We start from the raw sequence: 24,300 nt of genomic DNA, 5'->3' as shown, positions 1-24,300 counted from the left end.
CGGAGCAGATCGACGGCGCGGTCGGCGACGAGGAGACCGGCGTACGACGGTACGCAGCTCTGCGGGCGGCTCGCGGCCGTCCTGGGAGCTGCGTACATGGCGTCACCTGTCACTGTTGTGGGCCCGGGAGGGCCTCGCGCTTACCGAAAACGTCGTCCGGTCCGGTCGTCACCTGGGGCACCCCACCGCGATGCGAGGGTTGCCGGTCAGCGAGCCAGGGCTTGGTGCTGACGCTCATGACCGTTCTGAGCCGTAAGTAAGGCAGTTGCCCGTTCGAATGTCAACGGCCGTCCGCCCAGTGGACGTCCACGGACCGCTGTCACCTGCGAGAAGCGTCCGGGGAGTCCGCCGCGTGGGCCGCCCAGTCCAGGATCTGGACCGCGGCGCCGGCGGCCTCAAGACCCTGGCAGCGGCCGTGGTGGCGGCGGGCGATGCCGTCGAGGTCGAGCCGGCGGCCGAAGGCGGGGTGGGCGGCCAGCCGGCGGGCGTAGGCCCACAGGGCGCGGTGCCCGGCGATGCGGTGCACGGCGGCGGCGTCCAGATGGCAGCGGTGGACCGTGTCGAGCTGCACCAGCGACACCCACAGCTCGATGTCGGCGGCGCTGAGCCGGTCGTCGGCCAGGTACTCCTCGCCGGCCAGCCGCCGGTCGAGCCGGTCGAGGGTGTCCAGCAGCGTGTCGAGCGCTCCGGCCCGCTCGGCGGGGCCGGCACCGGCCCGTCCGGCGCGCTGCGCGGCCTCGTCGATGCCCTCGGCGCACATCCGCTCGACGGCCTCGATCACGGACTCCAGACCGGCCGGGTACAGGCGGGCGTCGCCCTCGTGCGGGAACCGGTCCAGGTCGCGCAGGATGTCCGGGGCGTGGGTGCTGACGATGCGTCCGGACCAGTCGTCGCTGAGGACGGGCCCGAGCGCCGGTCCGGTGAAGTGGTGGGCGCTCGCCTCGTACAGCGGGCGGAGCGCCGAGTGGCCGCCGCCGGGACAGTCGGGGACGGCGGGCAGGAGGGTGACCGGACAGCCGGTGTCCAGGGCGAGCAGGCTGTGGCCGATGGCGAGGCGCAGTCCGTCGGGACAGGCGGTCGACAGATGGAGCCGGTAGCGGTGCGGCACGGCGTAGTGGCCGCTGCGGGCGTCCCGGCCGATGCGGCCGCGGAAGGCGGGGGCGGCTCGGCGGGCGGACGGAACGGCGGCGAGCGGAGTGACGGACATGCTTCTCCCCGGGTCGATGGGCGGGCGAACGGACGCCGGAGCGGGCACGGCCGGCCGGCGGGGCGAGCGGGACCGGTTCAGCGGCGGTGGCTGATCGCGCTGCAGACGCGCTGCAGGTCGATATGGCGGCGGGAGGTGAGCAGGGGTGCGCGCAACGGCGTCCGGCCCGTGCGGCCGGTGCCCGTTTCATGGCGCGTCATGATTCCCTACCTTTTCACTAGGATTCCCTCCCTGGAGTGTCGATCGGGCTCCGTACGACGTCAAGAGGCTGTCCACGGCTGGGAATCGGGGCGCATGCGGGGGGCTCCTCAGCGAGAGAAACATGTGACATAGTACTGACCGTGGCGAAGCGGCTGACGTGCGATGTCGTGGTCGTCGGAGCCGGGATGGTGGGCGCGGCCTGTGCGCTGTACGCCGCGCGGACCGGCCTCGACGTGCGGGTGGTGGACCGGGGCCCGGTGGCCGGCGGCACCACGGGAGCGGGCGAGGGCAACCTGCTCGTCTCCGACAAGGAACCGGGTCCGGAACTCCGGCTCGCCCTGCTGTCGGCCCGGTTGTGGGCGGAGCTGGCGCCGGAGCTGGGCACGGCGGTCGAGTACGAGCCCAAGGGCGGCCTCGTCGTCGCGTCGACGCCCGGCACCCTGGCCGCGCTGCGGGACTTCGCCGCGGGCCAGCGGGCCGCCGGTGTCACGGCCGTACCGGTCGACGGGGACCGGCTCGCCGCACTGGAGCCGCACCTGGCGCCCGGCATGGCGGGCGGTGTGCACTATCCGCAGGACGCCCAGGTCATGCCCGCACTGGCCGCGGCCCGGCTGCTCCGCGCCTCCGGTGCCGCCGTGCACACCGGCCGGACCGTGACCGGCGTGCTGCGCGCGGCGGACGGCACGGTGTACGGCGTCCGCACCGACCGGGGCGACCTGCACGCGCCGGCGGTGGTGAACGCGGCCGGCACCTGGGGCGGCGAGCTGGCGGCGCTGGCCGGGGTCCGGCTGCCGGTCCTCCCCCGGCGCGGCTTCGTCCTGGTCACCGAGCGGCTGCCGCGCATGATCCGGCACAAGGTGTACGCGGCGGACTACGTGGCCGACGTGGCCAGCGGCTCGGCCGCCCTGCGGACCTCGCCGGTCGTGGAGGGCACGGCAGCCGGACCGGTGCTGATCGGCGCCACCCGGGAACGGGTGGGCTTCGACCGCACGCTGTCGCTGCGCGCGGTACGGGCGCTCGCGGCCGGGGCGATCGGGCTCTTCCCGTTCCTCGAACGGGTCAGCGCGCTGCGGACGTACGCGGGCTTCCGGCCGTATCTGCCGGACCACCTCCCGGCGATCGGCGCCGACCCGCGCGCGCCCGGCCTGTTCCACGCCTGCGGACACGAGGGCGCCGGCATCGGGCTCGCCACCGGCACCGGACAGCTGATCGCGCGGGCGCTCACCGGGAAGCCGCCGGAGCTCGACCTCACACCGTTCCGGCCGGAGCGGTTCGACACCGACGGAGGCGACACACCGTGAATCCACTGGAGTTGGCGCGGGCCCGGCCGGGCGAGGCCCGCACCGTCACCTTCGACGGCCGGACCCTGGCCGCGCTGCCGGGCCGGACGATCGCGGCGGCGCTGTGGGAGGCGGGCGTGCCGGCCTGGCGCAGGACGCGGGCCACGGGCAGGCCCCGCGGGGTGTTCTGCGGGATCGGGGTGTGCTTCGACTGCCTGGTGACCGTCAACGACCGCCCCAACCAGCGGGCTTGCCTGGTGCCGGTGCGCCCGGGGGACGTGATCCGCAGCCAGGAGGGGACGGGCCGGGACGATGACTGAGCGACCGTGTCTCGCCGTGATCGGCGCGGGCCCTGCCGGGCTCGCCGCGGCCCTCGCGGCCGCCGCCCGGGGCGTGCGGGTCGTCCTGGTCGACGCCGCCGAGCAGGCGGGCGGCCAGTTCTACCGGCAGCCCGCCGCCGCCCTCGGCGTGCGCAGGCCCCAGGCCCTGCACCACCAGTGGCGCACCTGGGAGCGGCTGCGGGCCGGCCTGGAACGGCACCGCGCGGCCGGCCGGATCACCCATCTGACGGACCACCATGTGTGGTGCGTGGAGCGCGCTCCCGGCTCCGGGTCGTTCGCCGTGCACGCCCTGCTCGGTCCCGCGCAGGAGGAGGGGGTCACCGTACGCGCCGCCGCCGTGCTGCTGGCCACCGGCGGGTACGAGCGGGTGCTGCCCTTCCCGGGCTGGACGCTGCCCGGCGTCGTCACGGCGGGCGGGGCGCAGGCCATGCTCAAGGGCGGTCTGACGCTGCCCGGCCGGACGGCCGTGGTGGCCGGGACCGGGCCGCTGCTGCTGCCGGTGGCGACCGGCCTCGCCGCGGCCGGCGCCCGGGTCGCCGCGCTGGTCGAGTCCGCGGGTCCCGCCGCGCTGCTGCGCCGGGCGCCCGCCCTGGCCGCGCGGCCCGGCAAGCTCGCCGAGGGCGCCGGGTACGCGGCCCGGCTGCTGCATCACGGCGTGCGCACCCTGACCGGGCACACCGTGGTGGCGGCACACGGCACCGACCGGCTGACGTCGGTGACGGTGGCCGCACTGGACCGGGACGGCCGTGCCCGCCCCGGCGGCGCCCGCCGCATCCGCTGCGACACCCTGGCCGTGGGCCACGGCCTGCTGCCGCACACCGACCTCGCCGAGACCCTCGGCTGCGCCCTGTCCGGCACCGCCGTACGGGTCGACGACGAGCAGCGCACCGACGTGCACGGCGTCTGGGCCGCCGGGGAGGCCACCGGGGTCGGCGGCGCGGCGCTCGCGCTCGCCGAGGGGCACATCGCCGGGCGCTCGGCGGCCGCCCGGCTGTATGGCACCGTCCCCGATCCGCGCGGCTGGGCCGCCGCCGCCCGGGACAGGACCCGGCTGCGGGAGTTCGCCGCCACGCTCGACGCGGTGTACGCACCGCCCGCCGGCTGGGCGGACCGCGTCCCGGACGACACGGTGGTGTGCCGCTGCGAGGAGGTCACCGCCGGTGCGGTGCGTGAGGCGGCCGGCCCGCTCGGCGCCGGGGACCTGCGGACCGTGAAGCTGCTCACCCGGGCCGGGATGGGCTGGTGCCAGGGCCGGATGTGCGCGCCCGCGGTGGCCGGCCTCGCGGGCTGCCCGCTCACCGCCGGACGCAGGCCGTTCGCCCGGCCGGTGCCCCTCGGCGTCCTGGCCGCCCTGCCGGACCCGGTCTGAACGCACGCGCCCGGCTTCCCGAACACACCGCCCACCCCTCCCGCCACCGCCCACCGCACACCATCCATCAGTGCTATGTCACACCCTATTGAATGGGGGATCATCCATGTCCCACCCGGAGAACCGTCCCTGGCGCGGCGTCCTCGTCGCCACCGCCCTCCCGCTCCGCGAGGACCTGACGGTCGACCACGACCGCTACGCCGAGCACTGCGCCTGGCTCGTCGCCCAGGGCTGCGACGGCGTCGTACCGAACGGCTCGCTCGGTGAGTACCAGGTGCTCGCGCCCGAGGAGCGCGCCCGGGTGGTGGAGACCGCCGTGGCCGCGATCGGCGGGGAGCGGGTGATGCCGGGCGTCGCCGCGTACGGCTCCGCAGAGGCCCGGCACTGGGCGGAACAGGCGGGCGAGGCCGGCTGCGCCTCGGTGATGCTGCTGCCGCCCAACGCCTACCGCGCCGACGAGCGGTCCGTCCTCGCCCACTACGCGGAGGTCGCGCGGGCGGGCCTGCCGGTGGTGGCGTACAACAACCCGATCGACACCAAGGTCGACCTGGTGCCCGAACTCCTCGCCCGGCTGCACGGCGAGGGTCTCGTGCACGCCGTCAAGGAGTTCTCCGGGGACGTCCGCCGCGCCTACCGGATCGCCGAACTCGCCCCGGAACTCGATCTGCTGGCCGGCGCCGACGATGTGCTGCTGGAGCTGGCGGTGGCCGGCGCCAAGGGCTGGGTGGCCGGCTACCCCAACGCGCTGCCGCGCGCCTCGGCGGAGCTGTACCGCGCCGCGGCGGCCGGCGACCTCGGCACCGCGCTCCCCCTGTACCGTCAGCTGCACCCGCTACTGCGCTGGGACTCGAAGGTGGAGTTCGTCCAGGCGATCAAACTCTCCATGGACGTCGTCGGGCGCTACGGCGGTCCGGTGCGCCCGCCGCGCCTCCCGCTGCCGCCCGAGCAGTCGGCCGCGGTCCGCGCGGCCACCGAGAAGGCCGTCGCCGCCGGCCTCGCGTGAAGGAGCCCGACCATGCGCAGCACACTCGTCCTGCACGCCGTCGACTCGCACACCGAGGGCATGCCGACCCGGGTGATCACCGGCGGGGTCGGCACCGTCCCCGGCGCGACGATGAACGAACGGCGGCTTTACTTCCGCGAACACCGCGACCACGTCAAGCGGTTGCTGATGAACGAGCCGCGCGGCCACTCCGCGATGAGCGGCGCAATCCTCCAGCCGCCGTCCCGCCCCGACTGCGACTGGGGCGTGATCTACATCGAGGTCTCCGGCTATCTGCCGATGTGCGGGCACGGCACCATCGGGGTGGCCACCGTACTGGTCGAGACCGGCATGGTGGAGGTCGTGGAGCCGGTGACCACCATACGGCTCGACACCCCGGCCGGGGTCGTGGTCGCCGAGGTCGCCGTGGAGAACGGCGCGGCCCGCCATGTCACGCTGCGCAACGTGCCCTCGTTCGCCGTCGCCCTCGACCGCGAGATCACCCTGCCCGACGGCCGTACCGTCACCTACGACCTGGCCTACGGCGGCAACTTCTACGCGATCCTGCCCCTCGACGCCTTCGGGCTGCCCTTCGACCGTGCCCGCAAGGACGACATCCTCGCCGCCGGCCTGTCCCTGATGCGGGCCGTCAACGAGCGGGAGGAGCCGGTGCATCCGGAGGATCCGTCGATCCGCGGCTGCCACCACGTCCACCTGTACGCGCCCGGTGCCACGGCCCGGCACTCCCGCCACGCCATGGTGATCCACCCGGGCTGGTTCGACCGCTCCCCGTGCGGCACGGGTACCTGTGCGCGCATGGCGCAACTGCACGCGCGCGGCGAACTCCCTTTGCACACCGAGTTCGTGAACGAGTCCTTCATCGGCACCCGCTTCACCGGGCGGCTGCACGGCACCGCCCGGGTCGCCGGCACACCGGCCGTGCTGCCCAGCTTCACCGGCCGCGCCTGGCTCACCGGGACCGCGCAGTATCTGCTGGACCCGGCCGACCCGTTCCCCGAAGGCTTCGTCCTCTAGACTCCCCCGGTGATGCGTGACATGGCACAGAACGCGCGGGGCGCCGAGATGCCCGAGCTGCCCCGGCTCGGCGGCCGGCGCAGCAGCTACCGCGAGCGGGTCGCGGACGCCCTGCGCGCCGCGCTGATCGCGGGCGAGCTGCGGCCGGGCGAGGTGTACTCGGCGCCCTCGCTCGCCGCCCGGTTCGGCGTCTCGGCGACGCCGGTCCGCGAGGCGATGCTCGACCTGGCCAAGGAGGGCCTGGTCGACACCGTGCCGAACAAGGGCTTCCGGGTCACCGCCGTCTCCGACAAGCAGCTGGACGAGTACACGCACGTCCGCGCGCTCATCGAGATCCCCACGGTGGTGGCGCTGGCCCGCACGGCCGACCGCGTCTCGCTGGAGGCGCTGCGCCCGGCGGCCCGGGAGATCGTCACCGCGGCGGTGGCAGGCGATCTGATCGCCTACGTGGAGGCCGACACCCGGTTCCACCTCGGTCTGCTCGCCCTCGCGGGCAACGCCCACCTGGTGGAGGTCGTCGCCGACCTGCGCAAGCGCTCCCGTCTGTACGGGCTGACCGCGCTGGTGGAGGCGGGCCGGCTGCTCGCCTCCGCCGAGGAGCACCTGGAGCTGCTGGACGCCCTGCTGGAGCGGGACGAGCAGGCCGTGCACGCGATCATGACCCGGCACCTGGGGCATGTGCGCAGCCTGTGGGCGTCCCCGGACTGACCGCCTCCGCTGCCCGGCACGCCCCGGCGCCGGCGCCGCACATCTCGCGGTGCGAGGGCCGCGCCACGACGCATTTTGCGTGATCAAGGGACCCTTACGGGACATCACGCGGCGATTTTGCGTCAGATCGACACATCCCGGACCATGGGGTCCGTCCCGGCGATCCCGGCGACATCAGCTCCATGAGAGGCGCACCACCCATGCACAGCACCGGGACCGTCCCCCCGTCGGCTCCGGCCCCCGCGGCGATCCCCGCGGAGCCCCCCACGGTTCTGGCCGAGGACCCGCACGGCCCCGCCGGCCGGCACGCCCGCAGCTTCGGCCTGCCCGTCGCCACCGCGCTGGTCATGGGCAACATCATCGGCGGCGGCATCTTCCTGCTGCCGGCCTCCATCGCCCCCTACGGCACGGTCAGTCTGGTCGCCTTCGGCGTGCTGACCGTCGGTGCCATCGCGCTCGCCCTGGTCTTCGGCCGGCTCGCCGCGCGCGACCCGCGCACCGGCGGACCCTATGTCTACGCCCGTGAGGCGTTCGGCGACTTCGCCGGCTTCCTCGCCGCCTGGTCGTACTGGATCACCACCTGGGTGTCGAACGCCGCGCTCGCCGTCGCCGCCGTCGGCTACCTGGATGTGCTGATCCCGGTGAACGGCCACCGCTGGACCGCCTGCCTCGCCGCGCTGTCCCTGCAGTGGCTGCCCGCCCTCGCCAACTTCGCCGGCACCCGCTACGTGGGCGCCGTCCAGCTGGTGTCCACGGTGCTGAAGTTCGTGCCGCTGCTGCTCGTCGCGATCGGCGGGCTGTTCTTCTTCGACCCGGACCGGCTCGGGCCGTTCAACGCCGGCGGCCAGAGCGCGGTCGGCGCGGTCTCCGCCTCCGCCGCCCTGCTGCTCTTCTCCTACCTCGGGGTGGAGTCCGCCGCCGTCAGCGCGGGCGAGGTCCGCGACGCCCGCCGCAATGTGGGCCGGGCCACCGTCATCGGCACCGCGGGCGCCGCGCTGGTGTACCTGCTGGGCACCCTGTCCGTGTTCGGCACGGTCGCGCACGACCGCCTGGTGACCTCCACCGCGCCGTTCTCGGACGCCGTGAACACGATGTTCGGGGGCAGCTGGGGCGGTACGGCGGTGGCGCTCGCCGCCCTCGTGTCGATGACCGGCTGCCTCAACGGCTGGACCCTGCTGAGCGCCCAGACGCCGTACGCGGCGGCGCGCGACGGCCTGTTCCCGAGCGCGTTCGCCCGCAAGCGGCGGGGCGTGCCCACGGTCGGGGTCGGTGTGACGGTCGTCCTCGCCTCGCTGCTCACCGTCTACAACTACCTGTCCGGTTCGGGCAAGGTCTTCGAGGTCCTCGTCCTCGTCACCACGTTCACCGCGACCGTGCCGTATCTGCTGGCCGCCGCGGCGCAGATCTTCCATCTCGTCTCCGGCCGGCCCGAGGCGGTCGACCGGGCCCGGCTGGTGCGGGACTCGGTGGTCACCGCCGTGGCCGCGGCCTTCTCGATCTGGCTGATGGCGGGCGCCGGGTACGCGGCGGTGTACCAGGGCGTGCTGTTCCTGTTCGTCGGGGTCCTCGTCTACGCGGTGATGGCGGCGCGGCGACAGCGCCGGGAGGCTCCGGCGGCCGGGACGCCGTAGCTCGGCCGCCGGGGCGCGGACCGGGCCGGGCGGGCCGCCGGCGGTGGCGTCAGGCGCTCCCGGACGCGGCGCGCGGCGGCCCGCTGTGCACCCCGTTGCGGTACTTGGGGACACGGATCGTGATCTTCATCCCGGCGCCGACGGCGGTCTCGATCACCAGGCCGTGACCGTCGCCGTAGACCTGCCGCAGCCGCTCGTCCACGTTGCGCAGCCCGATGCCGGTCGAGGGGCTGCCCTCGCCGCGCAGGATCCGGCGGAGCCGGTCCGGCTCCACCCCGACTCCGTTGTCCTCGATCACGATCCGGGCCAGCGCCCCCTCGTCCTGCGCGACGATGGTGATCCGGCTGCGCTCGACGCTCTCCTCCAGACCGTGCTTCACCGCGTTCTCCACCAGGGGCTGCAGACACAGGAAGGGCACGGCGACGGGCAGCACCTCGGGGGCGATCCGCAGGGTCACCTCCAGCCGCTGTCCGAACCGGGCGCGGACCAGTTCGAGGAACTGCTCGACGGAACGCAGTTCCTCGGCCAGCGTGGTGAACTCCCCGTGGCGGCGGAACGAGTAGCGGGTGAAGTCGGCGAACTCCAGCAGGAGTTCCCTGGCCCGCTCGGGGTCGGTGCGGACGAACGAGGCGATGGCCGCGAGCGAGTTGTAGATGAAGTGCGGGGAGATCTGCGCGCGCAGCGCCCGGATCTCGGCCTCGATGAGTCCCGTGCGGGTCCGGTCCAGCTCGGCCAGTTCGAGCTGGACGGAGACCCAGCGCGCCACCTCCCCCGCGGCCCGGACGGTGGACGCCGACTCCCGGACGCCGAGCACGACGAGGGCGCCGAGCACCCGCTGGTCGACGGTGAGCGGTGCGGCGGCGCCCCAGCGCACGGGGCAGTCCGGGTCCTGGCAGTCGACGGCGAAGGTCCGGGTGCGGCCGGTGTCCAGCACCTGGCGGACCCGGCCGAGGACGGTGTCCTCGTGGTGCCGGCCAGGGCCGTCCCAGGCCAGCGTCCGGTCCTCGGCGGTGAGTCCGAGAGCGGCCGGGCCGAACAGCGGCCGGAGCCGGCGCACCGCCTTGCGGGCCGCGTCCTCGGTGAGTCCGGCGCGCAGCGGGGGCGCGGCCATGGAGGCGGTGTGCAGCGTGTGGAAGGTGGCGCGCTCCCCGGGGGTGCCCAGGTCCGTCGCGTCCCGGGCGCCGCGGCGGGCCGGCAGTGCGCCGAGGGCGAGGCCCGCCGCGAACAGCAGGGCGCCCGCCACGGCGACGAGGAGCCCGGTCACGGGCGGGTCCGGGCGGCGGGCCGGCGGTTCGTCATGGGGTCGTCTCTCCTCGGCGGAGGGCCGGCACGCCGTGGCCGGCCGGGCGTTCGGGCAGGTGCAGGCGGGCCATGGCGGCCTCGGTGCCGGCCGGGATCCGGTCCCGGGTGGCCAGCGAGACCAGGACCATGGTGAGGAACCCGAGCGGTACGGACCACACGGCGGGCCAGGCGAGCAGGGTGTGCACCCAGCCGTCGGCGAGCGGCCCCGCGATGGTCAGCGCGACCGCGGTGAGGGCGCTGCCCCCGCCGGTGAGCAGTCCCGCGATGGCGCCGGCCGCGGTCAGTCCGCGCCACCAGATGCCGAGCAGCAGCAGCGGGCAGAAGGACGAGGCGGCCACCGCGAAGGCGAGTCCCACGGCGTTGGCGACGGGCAGTTCGCTGGCGGCCACGCTCACCGTGACGGGCACGGCGACGGCCAGGAGCGTAGCCAGCCGGAAGCGGCGGACACCGAGCGTGGGCAGCACGTCCTGGCTGAGCACGCCCGCGACGGAGAGGGTGAGCCCGGAGGCGGTGGACAGGAAGGCGGCGCAGGCGCCGGCGGCGATCAGGGCGCCGAGGAGGTCGCCGGCGGCACCGCCGACGACCCGCTCCGGCAGGACCAGGACGGCGGCGTCCGTGTTGCCCGTGAGCAGCAGGTCCGGGGCGTAGAAGCGGCCGAGGAGGCCGTAGAGGGGCGGCAGCAGGTAGAAGCCGCCGACCAGGGCGAGCACGATCACGGTGGTGCGCCGGGCGGCCCGGCCGTCGGGGTTGGTGTAGAAGCGGACGAGCACATGGGGCAGCCCCATGGTGCCGAGGAAGGTGGCGAAGATCAGCCCGTACGTGGTGTACAGCGGGTGATCCTCCTTGCCGCCGGAGAGCGGCGCCGCCCAGCTGGAGGCGCCGGTGCGCCGGCCGTCGTCGGTCACGCGCTCGGGCACGGCGGCGTCGGGCGGGAACCGCAGCGTCGTGCCGGCCCGGACCTCGTGCACCCCGGGGTCCAGCTCCAGGGGGCCGTCGGCGTAGCGGCGGCCGTCGACGTCGCCGGTCGCGACGGCCCGCAGCGGCTCCTCGATCCTGAGGCGGACGGTGCTGTCGACGGTGACCTGGGTGTGCCGGCGGAAGGCCGGCGGCTCGTCGAGGGCGCCGGCCGGATGCGGGTCGCCGTGCCAGGCGATGACCAGGAACACGGCGGGCACGAGGAGCGCGGTCAGCTTCAGGCAGTACTGGAAGGCCTGGACGAAGGTGATGCCGCGCATGCCGCCCGCCGCCACGGCCAGGGTGACGACGGCGGCGACCAGCACGCCGCCGAGCCAGCGCGGTGCGCCGGTGACCAGGCCGAGGGTGAGGCCCGCGCCCTGGAGCTGGGGCAGCAGATAGAGCCAGCCGACGCCGACGACGAGCACGCTGGCCACGCGCCGGGCGGCCCTGGACTCCAGCCGCGCGTCGGCGAAGTCGGGCAGGGTGTACGCGCCGGAGCGGCGCAGCGGGGCGGCGACGAAGGCGAGCAGGACGAGATAGCCGGCCGCGTAGCCGACGGGGAACCAGAGCATCTCGACGCCCTGGGCGGCGACGAGTCCGGCGATGCCGAGGAACGAGGCCGCCGAGAGGTACTCGCCGCTGACGGCCATGGCGTTGAGGTACGGCGGAACGGTGCGCGAGGCGACGTAGAAATCGGAGGTGGTGCGGGAGACGCGCAGCCCCGTCGAACCGATCACCAGGGTCGCGACGACGGCCGCCGACACGGCCACGATGCCGTACGTCTGGTTCACCCGGCGGCTCCGGGTGCGCGGCCGAGCCCGCGCGGCTGGGCACCGGTCACCGTCAGGGCCCTCCGAGGAGGTCCGCGGTGTCCCGTTCGTTGCGTTCGGCGCGTACGACGTACCACCGGCCCATGACGACGAGCGCCGGGTAGGCGGCGACGCCGAGGACGGCCCAGACGATCAGGGCGCTGCCCGGCCGGACCGCCGGGTCGGGCAGCGCCGCGAAAACGAGGGGGAGCAGTCCGATCAGCGCGACGAGCAGACCGAACGTCGTCACTCCCAGTCTGAGTTGACGGCGCATCAGCGAGTGGAGCAGGAGGGGGTCGACGGCGGGGTCCGTCTCGTACGGCCGGGCGGGGCCGGCGGGGCCGTGAGCGGCGCGGGGGGCCCGTTGAGCCCCCGTGACCACTTCACGTCGAGGAGTCCCAGGTGCACTCATGCCGCGTCCTCCGGCCCGCGATGATCACACTTCGCAGTGGAGTGTACGCATCATGAAACCCGAGGGACAGCCTCCGCTCATGCCCCGGTCCACGGGGGGGGAAGGCCCGGGTACCCGGCGCGGCAACCGCAGGCCGGTCAGTGCCTGTCGCCCGTGCCGTCCTCCGTGGCCCTCCTGATGAGCAGGTCCCGCAGCATCCGGGCGTTCCTGCGGCTCACGGCCAGCGCCGTGGCGCCGATCACGACCGTCAGGCCCCCGGCGTCGACCCGCAGTTCGTCGATGCGGGCCAGGGACACGAGGTGGCGCCGGTGGATCCGTACGAAGCCCCGGGACCGCCAGTGCTCCTCCAGCGTGGCCAGCGGGATCCGCACCAGGTGGGTGCCCTCGGGGGTGTGGAGCCGGGTGTGTTCGCCGCGGGCCTCGGCGCGGATGATGTCGGCGACCGGCAGCGGACGGGTCACTCCCTCCCCCTCCACCGGGATGTGCTCGGCGAGCGAGGCGGCGCCGGAACGCGTTCGTCCGGCCGCGTCGCCGGTCCGCGCCTGCCGGGCGGGGGCGCGGCCGGCCCCGGCCAGCTCGGCGACCCGGCCGACCGTCTCGGCGAGGCGCTCGCGCCGCACCGGCTTGAGCAGGTAGTCCACGGCCTGGAGTTCGCCCGCCTGGCGGGCGAACTCCTCGTGCGCGGTGACGAAGACGACCGGGGGCGGGGCCGCGGCGCCGGCGAGGAGCCGGGCGAGATCGAGACCGCTGAGCCCCGCCATGCGGATGTCGAGGAAGACCGCGTCGACCGCCCCCGCGCCGTCCGGTGCCTCGTCCAGGGCACGGGCCAGCCGGCGCAGCGCCCCGGCCGGCCCGAGGACCCCCTCCGCGGTCCGCACCCGGGGGTCGGTCCGCAGCAGGAACAGCAGCTCCGCGAGGGCCGGTTCCTCGTCGTCGACGGCCAGCACCCGCAGGACCGCACCGGGGCGCGGCCGACCCTCCTCCGCATCCCCCTGCCCCGCTCCGGGCCCGCCGCTCACCCCCGCACCCCCGGCACGGCGGCCGGGGCCTGCGCTGCGTGCGGGGACATGGCGGCTCCTCGGGGCAGAGTACGAAGAGAGCGGCCGTGCGCCGGCACCGCTCGTCCCGGCGGCCCCCTCACGCACAAGCACGGGGCGCGGCACGGGCGGGTTCACCGGCGCGGCTCGCCCCGGCCGCCCGGGGCCCGTATCGCCGGCCCTCCCGGTCCCCCTCCGCCGGGAAATCATGACGAAGAGGCCGTGCCGGATGCCTCCGACACGGCCTCTGCCTCTTCAACCGGGTGCCCCGGGGACGGGGTCAGCTCACCATCGGTACCAGCGCCCGCGGCCGCCGCCGGCGCTGGTGGAGCGCATGACGAAGCCGAGCAGCCACAGCACCAGAACGGCGACCGCCACCCACCAGAGGATCTTGACGGCAAAACCGGCGCCGAAGAGGACCAGGGCCAGAAGAAGTACAAGCAACAGGGGAACCATAGTTATCAACCTCCTGAGCTGCCGAATGCCCGGCTATTCCTCGTCCATTCCCCCGGCATCGCTTTGTTTGTGCGGGGAAAGCCGGGGCACGAGTGGGCTACCGAGAAAGCGGCACCCACGCTACGAGGAGGCGCATTCCATGTCTGCCGGCGAGAAGGCCAAGGCGAAGACCGAACAGGCTGAGGGCAAGGTCAAGGAGGCCGCGGGAAGGGCCGTGGGCAACGACCGCTTGGCTGCCGAGGGACAGGCGGAGAAGAGCACGGGCGACGCCCGCGAAGCCAAGGAAAAGACCAAGGACGCGTTCAAGCACTGACGCCGCTCCCTCTCCATCGTTCGAAGGGCCCTCCCGCATGCCGCGGGAGGGCCCTTCGAAATGGACCAGATATTCAGGCGGGCCGGATATACGGGCGTCAGGGCCGGGTGGCACTGTCGCTGTCGGGGTGGATGGGGAAGATCTGGTCGAGGCCGACGATGCGCAGGGTGCGCAGGGTGGGGGCGGGTACGGCCGCGAGCGCGATGCCCGCCTGTGCGGCGAGGGCGTGGTTGTGGGCGGCGATCAGCACGCTGAGACCGCTGGAGTCGCAGAATTCCATGCCACCCAGGTCCAGGACGAGCAGCTGGCCCGGCTGGAGGGTGATCGTGGGGATCAGGGCGCGCAGCTCGCCGGCGGTGGAGTAGTCGAGTTCGCCGAAGATTTCCAGAACGGGACCGGTGGCAGCGTCTCGGGCGGTGATCTTCAGTGGGCTCATTCGCTTCTCGTCTGCGGATCGGGGGCTGGAACACCCAGGGCGAGCAGGGCGGTGTCGTCGTCGAGGCCGTCTCCGAAGGTCTGCAGCAGACCTGTCAGTGCCGCGATCAGGGCGGGCGGGGGCTTGCCGGCGTGGCGGGCGATGTACGCGAGCAGGGCCTCGTCCCCGAACAGGCCGGTGCGGTCCTCGCCGGTGCGGGCCTCGGTGATGCCGTCGGTGTAGAGCACGAGGGTGTCACCGCGGGCGAGGACGGTCGAGGCGGTGGCGAAGCGTGCGGAGGGCAGCACGCCGACGAGGAGGCCGCCGGGGGTGGGCAGGAAGTCGGCGCTGCCGTCGGCACGTACGACGATGACCGGGGGGTGACCGCCCGAGGCGATGCGGACGGCGACCTGCCCGGTCTCGGCGTCGGGTTCGAGGGTGCCGAAGACGACCGTGCAGTAGCGCGGGTCCCCGCCGCCCGCGTAGCGCTCGTGGAGCACCGCGTTCAGGGTGGTCAGCGCGGAGACGGGGTCGGGGTCGTGCAGGGCGGCGGCGCGCAGGGTGTAGCGGGTCAGTGAGGTGACCGCGGCGGCCTGGGGCCCCTTGCCGCACACGTCTCCGAGGAAGAAACCGAACCGCTTGCCGTCGATGGGGAAGACGTCGTAGAAGTCCCCGCCGAGCCGGTCGGGATGTGCGGTGTGGTAGTACGCCGCCGCCTCCACTCCGGGCACCGGCGGCAGGGTGTCGGGCAGCAGTGACTGCTGGAGCACGGCGAGGGCGTCCTGCAGCCGGGCGCGGTCGGCCTCCGCCTGCTTGCGTGCCTCTTCGGCCGCCTTGCGGCCGCGCAGGAGTTCCTCCTCGTAGGCGCGGCGCTCCCGGGCGTCGAAGACGGTGGTGCGGATCAGCAGGGGCTCGCCGGTGTCGCCGTGCTTGACCACGGAGGAGACCAGTACCGGTATCCGGGCACCGCCCGTCTGCTTGATCTCCAAGGCGATGCCGTTGATCTCGCCCTGCATGCGCAGCAGCGGCGCGAAGTGCGTCTCGTGGTACAGCCTGCCGCCCACGGTCAGCAGGTCGGTGAACCGCATCCGGCCCACCACCGCCTCGCGCGTCAGGTCCAGCCAGTTCAGAAGCGTGGTGTTGATCTTCGCGACGGTGCCGTCCATCAGGGTGGACAGATATCCGCACGGCGCTTCGTCGTACAGTTCCTCGGCGCTGTCCTCCAGCAGGGCGGCGAACGCCGCGCCGGCGGTCTTCTCGCCGTCGGCCTCGTAGGGGTCGGGGTGCTGCCCGGTGCGGCACATCATCGCAGGTCCGCCAGGAAACTCCGTATGGCCCCGTTGGTGGCTTCGGGCGCGGACAGGTGGGGGCAGTGTCCGGTCGCGTCGAGAGTGAGCAGCGTCGAGCCGGGGATCGCCTGGTGGACGAAGGCACCCACCTCCCGGGGGGCGATCACGTCCTGGGCGCACTCCAGCACCAGCGTCGGCACGTCGACGCCCTTGAGGTCGTCCCGCGAGTCCGACAGGAACGTGGTGCGCGCGAAGACGCGGGCCATCTCGGGGTCGGTGGCGCAGAAGCTGTTCTTGAGTTCGTCGCCGAGTTCGGGGCGGTCCGCGTTCCCCATGATCACCGGCGCCATCGCCGCCGACCACCCCAGATAGTTGGACTCCAGCGACGCCAGCAGTTCGTCGATGTCGTCGGCGCTGAACCCGCCGTGGTAGCCGTCGTCGTCGATGTACCGCGGGGACGGAGCGACCATCACATGCGCCCCGATCCGTTCCGGGGCCATGCCGGCGGCCAGCACGCCGATCATCGCGCTGACGGAGTGGCCGACGAACACCGCCTCGCGCAGGTCGAGCGCCTCGCAGATCTCGACCACGTCGCGGGCGTAGCCCTCCAGGGTGGCGTAGCGGTCCTCGGAGAACGCCGACGCCTCCGAGCGGCCCGAGCCGACGTAGTCGAACAGCACCACCCGGTAGTCCTCGGTCAGGGCGGGCAGTGTCAGCCGCCACATGTTCTGGTCGCAGCCGAACCCATGCGCCAGCACCACCGTCCGCCCGTTCGGGTTACCGGTGACGGTGACGTTGTTCCTGCGAGCGATATCCATACCGCGAGTCTCTCAGGCCCTGCCCGTTGTTCCGAAAAGGCCCCGGATTCTCCATGTTCGGCCCGACGCCTTCACATGTCGGCGTACGGCAGGAACGTGCCTGCTGGTGTCTGGTCGGCATACGGCAGGCCGGCGGGGCCGGCGACCAGGCACGAGGAAGCCCGCCGCGTGTGCGGCGGGCTTCCAGGGGGCGGCGGCCGTCAGGCTCAGTGGTGGGTGAGCATGCCTTCGCGCAGCCGGGCGAGTGTGCGCGACAGGAGCCGGGAGACGTGCATCTGGGAGACGCCGAGGTGTTCCCCGATCTGGGCCTGGGTGAGTTCCTCGACGAACCGCATGTGGATGATCTGCCGGTCCCGCTCGTCCAGCTCGGCGATCAGCGGGGCCAGGGCGTGGAAGTCCTCGACCAGTTCCAGCGCCTGGTCTTCGCTGCCGATGAAGTCCTGCAGGGCGCCCTCGCCGTCCTCGTTGCCGCTGAGGGCGGCGTCCAGGGAGGAGGAGTTGTAGCCATTGGCGGCCAGGCGGGCCTCCCGCACCTCTTCCTCGGGCAGGCTCATCAGCTCCGACAGCTCCTTGACCGTCGGCGTGCGCCCGAGGCGGCCGCGGAGTTCCTCCGTGGCGCGGGCGAGCTGGACGCGGGCTTCCTGCAGCCGGCGGGGCACGTGCACGGCCCAGGTGGTGTCGCGGAAGAACCGCTTGATCTCGCCCACGATGTAGGGGATGGCGAAGGAGGTGAACTCCACCTCCCGGGACAGCTCGAACCGGTCGATCGCCTTGATCAGACCGATCATGCCGACCTGGACGATGTCCTCCATCTCCTCCGCACCCCGGCTGCGGAACCGGCCGGCCGCGTACCGGACCAAGGACATGTTCATCTCGATCAGCGTGTTACGGGCGTAGCTGTACTCCGGCGTTCCCTCCTCCAGCACAGCCAGCTGGTCGAAGAACAACCGCGACAGCTCGCGGGCGTCCTTCGGCGCCACCCGGGAAGGGTCGACGACCTCCGGCAACCGGGCCGTCCGCGTGTCCATTACCGGGGTGCTGATGAGCGCCATTCTGTTCCCCTCCTAAAAAGTACGAGCCAACCGCTGCTGCCCCCCGAAACGGCCGACGATGCTCCGCCTACCCCGTCATCCCGCACCCATGCCGGTGTTTCTGTCCGACGGCCCGCCGGGCGTCCGCTCCGGCTCCGCGCCAGGGCGGCATGGGTACCCACGGCTCGACTCACCTGGTGAAGACCGTCCGCGCGATCCCGCCGGGGGCCGAGCTCGCCTCCGCGAGCAGTTCCCCGTCGGCGGACCAGATGCCCGAGCGGCCGGACGTGCGGTCGAAGCCGCCGCCGGCCGGACCCGCGAAGGCGGCCGTGGCGACCCACACCCCGTGGTCGGCCGCGACCCTGCGGGCGCGCTCGCCGTGGACCTCGGCCTCGTGATCGGCGTGGACGACCCCGGCCACGTACCCGTCGATGCCCAGCGCCGCCGTCCTCGCGGCATGCTCGGGGATGCCCGTGTCGCGGCAGACGGCGAGCCCCAGCCGCCACCCGTCCACGTCGATCACCGCGGGCTCCCCGGGCACGAAGCGGACGGCCTCGCTACCGTGCAGGTACACCTTGCCGTAGGCCACCCGCGCGCCCTCGCCGTCGACAGCCAGGATGCCGATGCGCGGACCGGGCACGGGGGCGCCGACCAGGGCGAGCGTCCCGCTCTCGGCACACGCGGCGACGACGGGGGCCAACCGCTCGTCGTCCGGAAGGACCGGTGCGGCGTCCAACTCGTATCCCGTCAACGACATCTCGGGGAAGACCACCACCCGCGCGTGCGCCGCCCGGACGGCCTCTCCATGGGCCACCGCGTTGGCCTCCACGTCATAGGCCGTGCACCTCGGCTGCGCCACCGCGATGCTCAACGGCTGCTCCACGCCTGACTCCCCTCGTCGAATCGCGAGGTCAGCCTACCGAGCGGCCGCAGAGCGAGCCGCGGCGCGGCGGCGCAGTTCCTTCTTGTCGGGCTTGCCCACGTCGGTGAGGGGCAGTTCGCCGGGGAAGGTGATGCCGGCCGGCTCGTACATCGCGCCGCGTTCGGCGCGTACGAAGGCGCGCAGTTCTTCCGCGTCGGTCGTGGCACCGGGGGCGAGCAGCACGGCGGCGTGGACGCGTTCCATGCGGTCCTCGTCGCGGACACCGAAGACGGCGCTCTGCAGCACCTGCGGGTGGCTGTTGAGCAGGTCCTCCAGTTCGGTGGTGTACACATGGCCGCCGACGACCACGATCATGTCCTTCAGCCGGTCGACCACGGTCACGTAGCCGTCGGCGTCACGGAATCCGATGTCACCGGTGTGCAGCCAGCCGTCCTGGAGGATCTCCGCGGTGAGCCGCGGCTGCTTCCAGTAGCCCTGCATGACCATGTCCGAGCGCACCACGATCTCGCCGTGTGCACCGTCGGGGAGCGCGTTGCCGTCCTCGTCGCGGATCTCGACCTCGACGCCGTCCAGGATCTTTCCCGCGCTGCGCAGCCGCTCGGGGCGAGCGTGGTCGTCCGGGGACAGGGTGCTGATCAGACCTGCCTCGTTCTGTCCGTACCCCTGCATCAGTACGGGTCCGAGGCGGCGTACGGCGTCGGCCAGTCGTGCCGGAGACGCCTGGCAGCCGCCGTAGACGACCTGACGCAGCGTGGAGGTGTCGGTGTGCTCCATGCGCGGGTGGTCGAGCAACTGGTAGAGCAGGGGCGGCAGCAGCCACAGATGGGTGATGCGCTCGCGCTCGACGGTGTCGAGCACCTGCCCCGCGTCGAAGTCGTCGAGGAGGACCACGGTGCCGCCGTACTCCAGCACGGCGTCCATGAGCATGCCTGCGGCGTGGGCGATGGTGGTGGCGACGAGCTGGCGGTGCGTCAGGGCGGCGGCCTCGTCGAACGGGCGCGCGGAGCGCTGCGCGAGCACCTGCCGGTAGGTGGTGCATATGCCCTTCGGATGGCCGGTGGTGCCACCCGTGTGCCGGATGGCACATATGTCGTCCGGCTGGGCCTGGCTGACGAAGGGCTCTTCGGGCTGGGCCGCGCAGAGCGCCAGCAGGTCTTCGCCCGTCTCGGCCGGGCCGAGCACCAGCACCGACTTGACCGGCACCGCCCCGGTGATGCCGGCGGCCCGGTCGGTCATCCGCGGATCGACGACAAGTGCCCGGCTCTCCACGTCGCGGACGATCGCGGCCTGCACGTCGGCGGCGAGCTTGCTGTACAGGTGGTTGACCCGGGCGCCGATCAGATTGGCCGCGTACCGCACGGCCACGGCCTCCGGCAGATTGCCGCTGAGCAGCGTCACCGTCTGGCCGCGCTCGATGCCCTGGGCCTGCATGGCCCACGCCATCCGGTGCACCAGGGCGCTGAACTCGCCCGCGGTGACGCGCTGGTCGCCGTAGACCAGAGCCTCGCGGTCGGGGTTCTCCCGCAGGGCATCGAGGATGTGCTCCACATGGCTGCGGAAGCGTGGGGCGACATCGGACATGTGTGATCCTCCTGAGCCGGAACGCAGGGGTGCGCGGACCGGTCTGCTGGTTGTTCGTCTGTGGGGGGGGGATGGCGGCACACCTGTACCAAAGGTTGCCTGGGCCAACCATGTGTCGACTCTAGGACGTCACGCCGATCATCGCTAAATTCGGCGAGCCGACCTGCGCGACAATCGGCCATCGTCTCGGGCGTGCCGCACAAGCCCTGGTCAGGGGTGGTTTTCGGCCACTGCGCGGGCGCGGACGGCCGGTGCCTGTGCCCGGCTTCCCTGCCGGCTCAGCGGCGTTCGATGAGGTTGTTGAAGTAGGGGATCGCGGCAGCTGACGCGGCGATCCCCGTGAGGACGGCGTAGGGCAGCGGGGCCGCGGCAAGACCGGACAGTACGGCGGCGCCGATCCCGGTCAGGACGGACAGAAGCAGGATCAGGGCGGTGCGCAGAGTGAGCAGGGACGGGTCCACGGTGTCATCCTCCGGTCGGTGCGGTGCGCCCTCGGAGCGGTGCTGGGCCTCGCTGCGGGGGTGCGGGACACGATGGCGTGACCGTGGGGATGTTGGACAGCGGCAACAGGGGTGTTTCCGCAGGTGGGAACAGTTTTGCGGGGCGAGCGGCGCCGGGCTCGGCGGTCAGGCCGGCTGGCTCAGGGCGCGGAGCGGGAGCATGACGAGAGCGGTGGTGCCGCCGGAGTCCGAGGGGCGCAGCTGGATGCGGATGCCGTGCCGCTGCGCGAGCCGGCCGACGACGTACAGGCCCATGCGCCGGGAGACGGCGACATCGATGGCGGGCGGCGCGGCGAGGCGCTCGTTGATGAGCGTGAGGTCCTCCGGAGACAGGCCGATCCCCGTGTCGTGGACCTCCATGAGGACGCGGCCGTCGGGCAGCACGTGCGCGGCGATGCGGACCGTGGTCTGCGGGGAGGAGAAGGAGGTGGCGTTCTCCAGCAGTTCGGCGAGCAGATGGACGAGGTCGTTGATGACGGGGCTCGTCACATCCGCCGTCGGGAAGGGCGTGAGCTCGATCCGCTCGTACTGCTCCACCTCGGAGGCGGCGGCGCGCACCACGTCCACCAGGGGGACCGGGCGGCTCCAGTGGCGGTGCGGGTCCTCGCCGCCCAGGACCAGCAGGTTCTCACCGTTGCGGCGCATCCTGGTGGTCAGATGGTCCAGCCGGAACAGGGCCGCGAGCTGGTCCGGGTCGGCTTCCCGCGACTCCAGCTGGGACAGCAGGGAGAGCTGCTGCCGCACCAGCACCAGGGTGCGCCGGGACAGGCCGGTGAACATCGCGTTGATGCTGCCCCGCAGCACGGCCTGGTCGGAGGCCAGGCGCACGGCTTCCTGCTGCACCTCGTCGAAGGCGCGGGCCACTTGATTGATCTCGGCACGGTCGTGCACGCCCAGCGAGGCGACGGAGGTGTCGACGTCGAGCGGGTCGGACCCGGACAGCTGGGCGACGATCTCGGGCAGGCGCCGGCGGGCGACGTCCTGGGCGACCTCCCGCAGATGCTCCAGCGCCGCCGCGTCCTGTGCGGCAGTCAGGCGCAGCGCGTCGACCACGCGGTACGCGCGCGCCAGTTCCTCCTGAAGGTTCTCCGGCTCCCCCTGGAGGAAGGCCCGCCGCAGATGCTCCTCCTGCTCCGCCCGCTCCTGCCGGGCACGCTCGACGTCGGCCTCGATCCGCGCCAGTTCCTCCTCCAGCTCGCGGCAGAGCTCCCAGGCGGCATCACGCTCCGACTCGGCACGGCGGACAGCCGCCTCAAGGCGCTCGATCTCCGATCTGAGCTGCCCGCACTGGGCTCGCCACGCCTCTTCCTGTTCCTGGTGCAGCGCCACCCGCTCGCCGTGCCGGACGCTGTCCCGGCTGCGTGCGTCCCGCACCTGCCGCAGACGCAGCTCCAGCTCGCGCAGCTGGTGTTTCTGGTCGGAAACACCACGCCGCAGTTCCGTGATCGTCAGCTCGGCCTGTTCCTTCTCCAGAACCGCCACCTCCAGCCGGTCACTGGCCAACTGGGCCCGGTAGCGCTGCGGGTCCTGTGCCAGAAGGGCCTCGCGGTGCAGGCGGTACAGGTGCTTCTGCACCTCCAGGGTCACCTCCGGATCGCAGGTGCGGCACGCGGACTTCAACAGGGCGTCGAGAAACGCCTTGTCGGGGATGCGTACGCCGGACAGATACCGCGAGACGGAGGGCGCGCTGACGTGGTGATATACCGAGAACTGCCGCAATGACTTGCCTGTCGCCCGGAACAGACCGCGCAGAGCGATCACGAACTCCCGCAGCTCGGGCGGTAATCCCTCGGGGAGCGGCTTGAGACCGGGGACGTCCCCGCTGTCCTCGAACCCCCACGTGCGCAACGCGTTGCCTACGTCCACCGGGTCGTCTTCCTCCTCCGCCGGCACCTGTGCCGCCCTCGCCCGCAAGCCTGACAGGTCAACGCCTTTGATGCATGCGCGAGTTGGCGGAACAGGTGCTTCCTCGTCGCGGGAGCTCGCCCGGCCGCGCAGGTCAACGGCACCTCTCGGCGATCGGGGCGTACAGGTGCGGCGGACCGCCCGCGAGGCCGCGGGGCGGTCCGCCTCGTCCGCGTCCCTGGGACGCCTGTCGCCTACCGGGGCATGTCGGCGCTGAGGGTGGTGTCCGGGATGCAGATGACTGCGTCGAACGCCTCCAGGGCGGGCACTTCGATGAACGCGGTGTCCACCCGGGTGCGGACCGGCTCGGGCGATCCGTGGCGTCGCGCGTACGCACGCAGGGCCCGCGTATTCACCAGGGCCGGTTGCCCGGACACCCCCGCGAACAGGGCCTCGACGCTGTCCGGGAGCGCTTCGGGGGTGGCGGCCCGTCCCCAGCGCATCCCGAGCGGGTGCCCCCGGTCCGGCACGTTCTCCACCGTCTCACCGCCGTTGCCGGTCAGGGCGAGGGGGACATAGTCCTTGCCGAGCGCCCGGGAGAGCAGACTGCCCATGGTCGGCACGGCTGGTGCGCCCTGCGTCCGGTCGGCCGAGCGCCGGATGTGGGCGTTGTGCGCGACGAGTACGACGCGGGTGCCGGGCCGGGACCGGTCCAGGAACTCCAGCAAGGTGTCGGCCAGATAGCGCTCCCGGGCCGCCAGGTTCAGCCCGTCGGGCGTGCCGGCGAACGCCTCGGCCATGGCGCGCTGCGTCCGGTCGGTCGTCACCGCCGCGCGCACGTCCGACAACGAGGTCGCGTACGCCTCTGCGCCGCTCCTCTCGGTATAGACCTCACGCAGGTCCGTGAAGCGGCCGAGCAGCCGGGCGAGCGCGGCGGTGAGGCGGTCCTGCACCGCCGGTTCCAGGCCGAGCCTGGCGTAGACCGGCACCATGACCGTCCCGCCCGCGATCGGCTCGGAAATGTCCAGCGCGGCGTTCAGGAAGGGCAGCGCACCCGGGTCCACAGCGGTCAGGTAGGCGGCGACCGGCTCCAGGACGGGGCGGAGCGAGCCGCCCGCCATGGGGATGTCGCAGCCGGCGAAGCGAACCGGCTGCGAGGCCGCCTCGTTGTGGCGGCGCAGCCACCGCAGGGTCTCCCTGCATTCGACGGGCTGCCCCAGACCCTGGACGGACCCGCCCGCCTCATCGGCGCCGCTGCCCTGAGTCCCGCTGTCCGCCGGGGCCAGGAGGTCGTCGATGTCCCCCGGGCCGCCCTGGACCCAGGCGTCCACGGCGCGGCCCTCCGCGGCCCCGTACTCCATGGCGTAGCCGGTGAAGCCCGACCGCTCGATCAGAAAGCGCAGTACGCGGTGGCGCATCAGGGCGAACTCGCGGATCTGGTGGGAGCTCTCGCCGAGGGCGACCACGCGAGCGTCGCCGACGAGGTCGCGCAGCGGCTCCAGGTCGCCGAGGGGGCCCTCCAGGTCCGCTCCGGGTCCCAGGGGCGCCAGTCGGGAGGAGTGAGAGGTGACCCACCGCGTCAGCTCGACGGGGGCCGCCGCGAGGGCCGGCTCGGCCGCAGGATGGAGATCGCGCAGATCGCTGATGTGGGCGGGGGTGTGGTGGCCGTGGTGGTTCTTGTCGTTCATGAAATGTGCTCCGCGGTAGACGTCATCGTCGGAGCCGGGCAGCGCTGAGCACCGCACCGGCGTGGTACCGGAGTGCGGCGAAGCCGTCGGAGCGGAACGCTGGTCGCGGCTTGCCGCTAGGCAGTGTCTTCAAATGATCTTGCCTGGTGGATCATGGTGGCGTGATACGTCGTCATGAACTGTCTGATGCCGAGTGGGAGTTCGTCCGGC

23 protein-coding genes, 1 pseudogene and 1 riboswitch are annotated in these 24,300 nt (G+C 73.1%); of the genes and pseudogenes, 8 read left to right on the top strand and 16 right to left on the bottom strand.

The features are described from left to right. Positions 1-131: 131 nt before the first annotated feature. Positions 132-242: riboswitch (SAM riboswitch) on the bottom strand. Between the two features lie 77 nt (positions 243-319). Both ACF073_RS34680 and ACF073_RS34675 read right to left on the bottom strand, forming a co-directional pair. After that, on the bottom strand, positions 320-1,207 hold the full coding sequence (locus ACF073_RS34680; protein WP_392075449.1) for a glutathione S-transferase C-terminal domain-containing protein: 888 nt from the start codon (positions 1,205-1,207) through the stop codon (positions 320-322). A 77-nt stretch (positions 1,208-1,284) separates the two neighbouring features. Next, positions 1,285-1,407: a putative leader peptide gene (locus ACF073_RS34675; RefSeq protein WP_392075448.1), complete on the bottom strand. Its 123-nt coding sequence runs from the start codon at positions 1,405-1,407 to the stop codon at positions 1,285-1,287. A 141-nt stretch (positions 1,408-1,548) separates the two neighbouring features. Between ACF073_RS34675 and ACF073_RS34670 the strand changes: the two genes are divergently transcribed. The 7 genes from ACF073_RS34670 to ACF073_RS34640 all read left to right on the top strand — a co-directional run bounded on the left by ACF073_RS34670 (position 1,549) and on the right by ACF073_RS34640 (position 8,754). Then, positions 1,549-2,709 (top strand): NAD(P)/FAD-dependent oxidoreductase, encoded by a 1,161-nt coding sequence (locus tag ACF073_RS34670; RefSeq protein ID WP_392075447.1) that lies wholly within the window; start codon positions 1,549-1,551, stop codon positions 2,707-2,709. Then, positions 2,706-3,008 (top strand): (2Fe-2S)-binding protein, encoded by a 303-nt coding sequence (locus ACF073_RS34665; protein WP_392075446.1) that lies wholly within the window; start codon positions 2,706-2,708, stop codon positions 3,006-3,008. Before ACF073_RS34670 ends, ACF073_RS34665 begins: the two co-directional genes overlap by 4 nt. Beyond that, positions 3,001-4,398, top strand: coding sequence for an NAD(P)/FAD-dependent oxidoreductase (locus ACF073_RS34660; protein ID WP_392075445.1), 1,398 nt, complete (start codon positions 3,001-3,003; stop codon positions 4,396-4,398). Before ACF073_RS34665 ends, ACF073_RS34660 begins: the two co-directional genes overlap by 8 nt. 106 nt (positions 4,399-4,504) lie before the next feature. Beyond that, positions 4,505-5,401: a dihydrodipicolinate synthase family protein gene (locus ACF073_RS34655; RefSeq protein ID WP_392075444.1), complete on the top strand. Its 897-nt coding sequence runs from the start codon at positions 4,505-4,507 to the stop codon at positions 5,399-5,401. A 12-nt stretch (positions 5,402-5,413) separates the two neighbouring features. After that, positions 5,414-6,415 (top strand): proline racemase family protein, encoded by a 1,002-nt coding sequence (locus ACF073_RS34650; RefSeq protein WP_392075443.1) that lies wholly within the window; start codon positions 5,414-5,416, stop codon positions 6,413-6,415. A gap of 12 nt (positions 6,416-6,427) precedes the next feature. Continuing rightward, positions 6,428-7,123: a GntR family transcriptional regulator gene (locus ACF073_RS34645; protein ID WP_392075442.1), complete on the top strand. Its 696-nt coding sequence runs from the start codon at positions 6,428-6,430 to the stop codon at positions 7,121-7,123. A gap of 200 nt (positions 7,124-7,323) precedes the next feature. After that, positions 7,324-8,754 carry an amino acid permease gene (locus ACF073_RS34640; protein ID WP_392075441.1) on the top strand — a complete coding sequence of 477 codons (1,431 nt, stop codon included), beginning with the start codon at positions 7,324-7,326 and terminating at the stop codon, positions 8,752-8,754. Positions 8,755-8,803: 49 nt separating this feature from the next. On the opposite strand, the gene ACF073_RS34635 is transcribed toward ACF073_RS34640, so the two are convergent. From ACF073_RS34635 to ACF073_RS34615, 5 genes are all read right to left on the bottom strand, one after another. Then, on the bottom strand, positions 8,804-10,018 hold the full coding sequence (locus ACF073_RS34635) for a sensor histidine kinase (RefSeq protein ID WP_392075440.1): 1,215 nt from the start codon (positions 10,016-10,018) through the stop codon (positions 8,804-8,806). 31 nt (positions 10,019-10,049) lie between these two features. Continuing rightward, entirely contained in the window at positions 10,050-11,804 is a 1,755-nt protein-coding gene (locus tag ACF073_RS34630; RefSeq protein WP_392075439.1) for a cation acetate symporter, read from the bottom strand. Positions 11,805-11,856: 52 nt separating this feature from the next. Further along, positions 11,857-12,234 (bottom strand): hypothetical protein, encoded by a 378-nt coding sequence (locus ACF073_RS34625; protein ID WP_392075438.1) that lies wholly within the window; start codon positions 12,232-12,234, stop codon positions 11,857-11,859. Between the two features lie 137 nt (positions 12,235-12,371). Next, positions 12,372-13,181, bottom strand: a complete 810-nt coding sequence (locus ACF073_RS34620; RefSeq protein ID WP_392075437.1) for a LytR/AlgR family response regulator transcription factor — start codon at positions 13,179-13,181, stop codon at positions 12,372-12,374. Between the two features lie 375 nt (positions 13,182-13,556). Beyond that, positions 13,557-13,727 carry a hypothetical protein gene (locus ACF073_RS34615; protein WP_031170336.1) on the bottom strand — a complete coding sequence of 57 codons (171 nt, stop codon included), beginning with the start codon at positions 13,725-13,727 and terminating at the stop codon, positions 13,557-13,559. 139 nt (positions 13,728-13,866) lie between these two features. On the opposite strand from ACF073_RS34615, the gene ACF073_RS34610 reads away from it, so the two are divergent. After that, positions 13,867-14,040, top strand: coding sequence for a CsbD family protein (locus ACF073_RS34610; protein WP_392075436.1), 174 nt, complete (start codon positions 13,867-13,869; stop codon positions 14,038-14,040). A gap of 97 nt (positions 14,041-14,137) precedes the next feature. Here ACF073_RS34610 and ACF073_RS34605 read toward each other — a convergent pair whose 3' ends face one another. The 9 genes and pseudogenes from ACF073_RS34605 to ACF073_RS34565 form a co-directional block, all read right to left on the bottom strand. Continuing rightward, positions 14,138-14,476 (bottom strand): STAS domain-containing protein, encoded by a 339-nt coding sequence (locus ACF073_RS34605; protein WP_392075435.1) that lies wholly within the window; start codon positions 14,474-14,476, stop codon positions 14,138-14,140. Next, positions 14,473-15,759, bottom strand: coding sequence for a PP2C family protein-serine/threonine phosphatase (locus ACF073_RS34600; RefSeq protein WP_392075488.1), 1,287 nt, complete (start codon positions 15,757-15,759; stop codon positions 14,473-14,475). The genes ACF073_RS34605 and ACF073_RS34600 overlap by 4 nt, the downstream gene beginning before the upstream one ends. Then, positions 15,759-16,562 carry an alpha/beta fold hydrolase gene (locus tag ACF073_RS34595; RefSeq protein ID WP_392075434.1) on the bottom strand — a complete coding sequence of 268 codons (804 nt, stop codon included), beginning with the start codon at positions 16,560-16,562 and terminating at the stop codon, positions 15,759-15,761. Before ACF073_RS34595 ends, ACF073_RS34600 begins: the two co-directional genes overlap by 1 nt. A 206-nt stretch (positions 16,563-16,768) precedes the next feature. Next, on the bottom strand, positions 16,769-17,614 hold the full coding sequence (locus tag ACF073_RS34590; protein WP_392075433.1) for an RNA polymerase sigma factor SigF: 846 nt from the start codon (positions 17,612-17,614) through the stop codon (positions 16,769-16,771). A 169-nt stretch (positions 17,615-17,783) separates the two neighbouring features. After that, positions 17,784-18,476: a carbon-nitrogen hydrolase family protein gene (locus tag ACF073_RS34585; protein WP_392075432.1), complete on the bottom strand. Its 693-nt coding sequence runs from the start codon at positions 18,474-18,476 to the stop codon at positions 17,784-17,786. Positions 18,477-18,509: 33 nt separating this feature from the next. After that, complete coding sequence (locus ACF073_RS34580) at positions 18,510-20,057, bottom strand: AMP-binding protein (RefSeq protein ID WP_392075431.1); 1,548 nt, start codon at positions 20,055-20,057, stop codon at positions 18,510-18,512. Positions 20,058-20,335: 278 nt separating this feature from the next. Beyond that, positions 20,336-20,518, bottom strand: coding sequence for a hypothetical protein (locus tag ACF073_RS34575; protein ID WP_392075430.1), 183 nt, complete (start codon positions 20,516-20,518; stop codon positions 20,336-20,338). 189 nt (positions 20,519-20,707) lie between these two features. After that, positions 20,708-21,544, bottom strand: a pseudogene (locus tag ACF073_RS34570) (sensor histidine kinase); the annotation flags it as partial. 1,112 nt (positions 21,545-22,656) lie between these two features. Beyond that, the gene (locus ACF073_RS34565; RefSeq protein WP_392075429.1) at positions 22,657-24,090 is read right to left on the bottom strand and encodes an erythromycin esterase family protein; all 1,434 of its coding nucleotides are present in this window, start codon (positions 24,088-24,090) and stop codon (positions 22,657-22,659) included. Between the last annotated feature and the right edge of the window lie 210 nt (positions 24,091-24,300).

It is taken from the genome of Streptomyces sp. NPDC015171 (genome assembly GCF_043079545.1).
GTDB lineage: Bacteria > Actinomycetota > Actinomycetes > Streptomycetales > Streptomycetaceae > Streptomyces.
Note: the sequence above shows the minus strand (reverse complement) of the source record. Positions and strands in the feature narration are given on the sequence as shown.